The 4,503-nt window shown below is 53.4% G+C and carries 2 rRNA genes; both read left to right on the top strand.

The window, feature by feature from the left end:
* The first annotated feature begins 321 nt into the window (after window positions 1-321).
* Window positions 322-1,848: ribosomal RNA gene (locus ACSU04_RS18355) — 16S ribosomal RNA — on the top strand.
* Between the two features lie 312 nt (window positions 1,849-2,160).
* Window positions 2,161-4,503 (top strand): 23S ribosomal RNA (locus ACSU04_RS18350); the annotation flags it as partial.

Here is a 4,503-nt window from a genome sequence, read left to right as displayed (position 1 = left end):
GCTTCGAACAATTACTCGAATTTGGGTCTGACGGCGTGTCGGTTTGACATGCTGAATGGCTCAGGTAAGATAGAGAAGTTGCCCTGCGGGCCTGGTTGTGATGACTGGGTCGTGGGAGCATCCGATCCTTGAGAACTCAACAGCGTGCACTTGTCAAATGCCAAATTATCCTCGTCGGTCTTCGGACTGGTGAGAATTCCTTTGGATCAAAGACCAGCCCTTCCGGGGGTTGGCATTTTAAATGAAGTCAGTTTGATTCATTTCTTTGGTCAGTTCAAACTCGCTGCTCACACCTTTTTCCGGTGTGTTCAGTATTTTTCTTTTACGGAGAGTTTGATCCTGGCTCAGGATGAACGCTGGCGGCGTGCTTAACACATGCAAGTCGAACGGTGAACCAGGTGCTTGCACTTGGGGATCAGTGGCGAACGGGTGAGTAACACGTGAGCAACCTGCCCCTGACTCTGGGATAAGCGCTGGAAACGGCGTCTAATACTGGATACGAGACGTGATCGCATGGTCAACGTTTGGAAAGATTTTTCGGTTGGGGATGGGCTCGCGGCCTATCAGCTTGTTGGTGAGGTAATGGCTCACCAAGGCGTCGACGGGTAGCCGGCCTGAGAGGGTGACCGGCCACACTGGGACTGAGACACGGCCCAGACTCCTACGGGAGGCAGCAGTGGGGAATATTGCACAATGGGCGAAAGCCTGATGCAGCAACGCCGCGTGAGGGATGACGGCCTTCGGGTTGTAAACCTCTTTTAGCAGGGAAGAAGCGAAAGTGACGGTACCTGCAGAAAAAGCACCGGCTAACTACGTGCCAGCAGCCGCGGTAATACGTAGGGTGCAAGCGTTATCCGGAATTATTGGGCGTAAAGAGCTCGTAGGCGGTTTGTCACGTCTGCTGTGAAATCTGGAGGCTCAACCTCCAGCCTGCAGTGGGTACGGGCAGACTAGAGTGCGGTAGGGGAGATTGGAATTCCTGGTGTAGCGGTGGAATGCGCAGATATCAGGAGGAACACCAATGGCGAAGGCAGATCTCTGGGCCGTAACTGACGCTGAGGAGCGAAAGGGTGGGGAGCAAACAGGCTTAGATACCCTGGTAGTCCACCCCGTAAACGTTGGGAACTAGTTGTGGGGTCCATTCCACGGATTCCGTGACGCAGCTAACGCATTAAGTTCCCCGCCTGGGGAGTACGGCCGCAAGGCTAAAACTCAAAGGAATTGACGGGGACCCGCACAAGCGGCGGAGCATGCGGATTAATTCGATGCAACGCGAAGAACCTTACCAAGGCTTGACATATACGAGAACGGGCCAGAAATGGTCAACTCTTTGGACACTCGTAAACAGGTGGTGCATGGTTGTCGTCAGCTCGTGTCGTGAGATGTTGGGTTAAGTCCCGCAACGAGCGCAACCCTCGTTCTATGTTGCCAGCACGTAATGGTGGGAACTCATGGGATACTGCCGGGGTCAACTCGGAGGAAGGTGGGGATGACGTCAAATCATCATGCCCCTTATGTCTTGGGCTTCACGCATGCTACAATGGCCGGTACAATGGGCTGCAATACCGTGAGGTGGAGCGAATCCCAAAAAGCCGGTCCCAGTTCGGATCGTAGTCTGCAACTCGACTACGTGAAGTCGGAGTCGCTAGTAATCGCAGATCAGCAACGCTGCGGTGAATACGTTCCCGGGTCTTGTACACACCGCCCGTCAAGTCATGAAAGTCGGTAACACCTGAAGCCGGTGGCCTAACCCCTTGTGGGAGGGAGCTGTCGAAGGTGGGATTGGTAATTAGGACTAAGTCGTAACAAGGTAGCCGTACCGGAAGGTGCGGCTGGATCACCTCCTTTCTAAGGAGCATCTGACGTTCGTTGTTCATTGAACGGCGTGACGTCCAGAACCCAGATCGAAGACATACGTTCTTCGCTGGGAGCTCATGGGTGGAACATTTGACATGGTGTGAAGGAAGATTCCTTCTCTTAGTACATCACTTTCGNTGCGAGGAGGGGTACCGCCCGTACTTTGAGAACTACACAGTGGACGCGAGCATCTTGCAGCTGATCTTCGGATCGGTTGCACAAGATGATCTTAAAGATCATTAGTCAATTTCAGACACACACCTTTTGGGTGTGGGTCGAGTTTTGATTCAAACTCATGTGATTTATCAAGTCTTTAAGAGCAAACGGTGAATGCCTTGGCATCTGGAGCCGAAGAAGGACGTAGCAATCTGCGATAAGCCTCGGGGAACTGATAAGCAAGTTTTGATCCGAGGGTGTCCGAATGGGGAAACCCCGCTGGGCGGCGTGCCGACCTAGTGACTCCCGCCTGAATATATAGGGCGGGTAGAGGGAACGTGGGGAAGTGAAACATCTCAGTACCCACAGGAAGAGAAAGCAACCGCGATTCCGTTAGTAGTGGCGAGCGAAACCGGAACAGGCTAAACCGAGCATGTGTGATATCCGGCAGGAGTTGCATGTTCGGGGTTGTGGGACTTTTCAGTCAACTCTGCCGAGTTGGCAGCGTTACAAGATGGTATAGACGAACGGTCTTGAAAGGCCGGTCATAGAGGGTGACAACCCCGTAGTCGAAATGCCAACCTTGGCGCGAGAAGTATCCCAAGTAGCACGGGGCCCGAGAAATCCCGTGTGAATCTGTCAGGACCACCTGATAAGCCTAAATACTCCCAGATGACCGATAGCGGACAAGTACCGTGAGGGAAAGGTGAAAAGTACCCCGGGAGGGGAGTGAAATAGTACCTGAAACCGTTTGCTTACAAACCGTTGGAGCCTCCTTAGTAGGGGTGACAGCGTGCCTTTTGAAGAATGAGCCTGCGAGTTAGTGATATGTGGCGAGGTTAACCCGTGAGGGGTAGCCGTAGCGAAAGCGAGTCTGAATAGGGCGATTCAGTCGCATGTCCTAGACCCGAAGCGAAGTGATCTATCCATGGCCAGGTTGAAGCGCGTGTAAGAGCGCGTGGAGGACCGAACCCACTTAGGTTGAAAACTGAGGGGATGAGCTGTGGATAGGGGTGAAAGGCCAATCAAACTTCGTGATAGCTGGTTCTCTCCGAAATGCATTTAGGTGCAGCGTTGCGTGTTTCTTGCCGGAGGTAGAGCTACTGGATGGCCGATGGGCCCTAAAAGGTTACTGACGTCAGCCAAACTCCGAATGCCGGTAAGTGAGAGCGCAGCAGTGAGACTGTGGGGGATAAGCTTCATAGTCGAGAGGGAAACAACCCAGACCACCAACTAAGGTCCCAAAGCGCGTGCTAAGTGGAAAAGGATGTGGAGTTGCTTAGACAACCAGGAGGTTGGCTTAGAAGCAGCCATCCTTGAAAGAGTGCGTAATAGCTCACTGGTCAAGTGATTCCGCGCCGACAATGTAACGGGGCTCAAGCACGCCACCGAAGTTGTGGCATTGACATTATTGGTAGGCCTTCGTGGTCCAGCCGTGTTGATGGGTAGGAGAGCGTCGTGTGGCCAGCGAAGCGGCGGTGTGAACCAGCCGTGGAGGCTACACGAGTGAGAATGCAGGCATGAGTAGCGAAAGACGTGTGAGAAACACGTCCTCCGAAAGACCAAGGGTTCCAGGGTCAAGCTAATCTTCCCTGGGTAAGTCGGGACCTAAGGCGAGGCCGACAGGCGTAGTCGATGGACAACGGGTTGATATTCCCGTACCGGCGAAGAACCGCCCAAGCTAATCCAGTGGTGCTAAGTATCTGAATCCCAGTGACTGATCCCTTCGGGGTGACGGATTGGGCCTAGCGTACGACCCCATGCTGGTGCGGTTAGCGTATTAACAGGTGTGACGCAGGAAGGTAGTCCAGCCGGGCGATGGTTGTCCTGGTGCAAGTGCGTAGGCCGAACGGTAGGCAAATCCGCCGTTCACATAGGCTGAGACACGATGCGGATAAAAAGTGGATGATCCTATGCTGCCAAGAAAAGCATCGACGCGAGGTTCTAGCCGCCCGTACCCCAAACCGACTCAGGTGGTCAGGTAGAGAATACCAAGGAGATCGAGAGAATCGTGGTTAAGGAACTCGGCAAAATGCCCCCGTAACTTCGGGAGAAGGGGGGCCTTCGGCGTATAGGGATTTACTCCCAAAAGCGTTTGGAGGCCGCAGAGACTAGTGGGTAGCGACTGTTTACTAAAAACACAGGTCCGTGCCAAGTCGCAAGACGATGTATACGGACTGACGCCTGCCCGGTGCTGGAAGGTTAAGAGGACCGGTTAGCCGCAAGGCGAAGCTGAGAATTTAAGCCCCAGTAAACGGCGGTGGTAACTATAACCATCCTAAGGTAGCGAAATTCCTTGTCGGGTAAGTTCCGACCTGCACGAATGGCGTAACGACTTCCCAACTGTCTCAACCGCGAACTCGGCGAAATTGCATTACGAGTAAAGATGCTCGTTACGCGCAGCAGGACGGAAAGACCCCGTGACCTTTACTATAGCTTTGTATTGGTGTTCGGTGTGGCTTGTGTAGGATAGGTGGGAGACTTTGAAGC

Source organism: Microbacterium sp. A84 (assembly GCF_051842815.1).
Taxonomy (GTDB): Bacteria; Actinomycetota; Actinomycetes; order Actinomycetales; family Microbacteriaceae; genus Microbacterium.
This window is presented reverse-complemented; position numbering and strand designations above follow the sequence as displayed.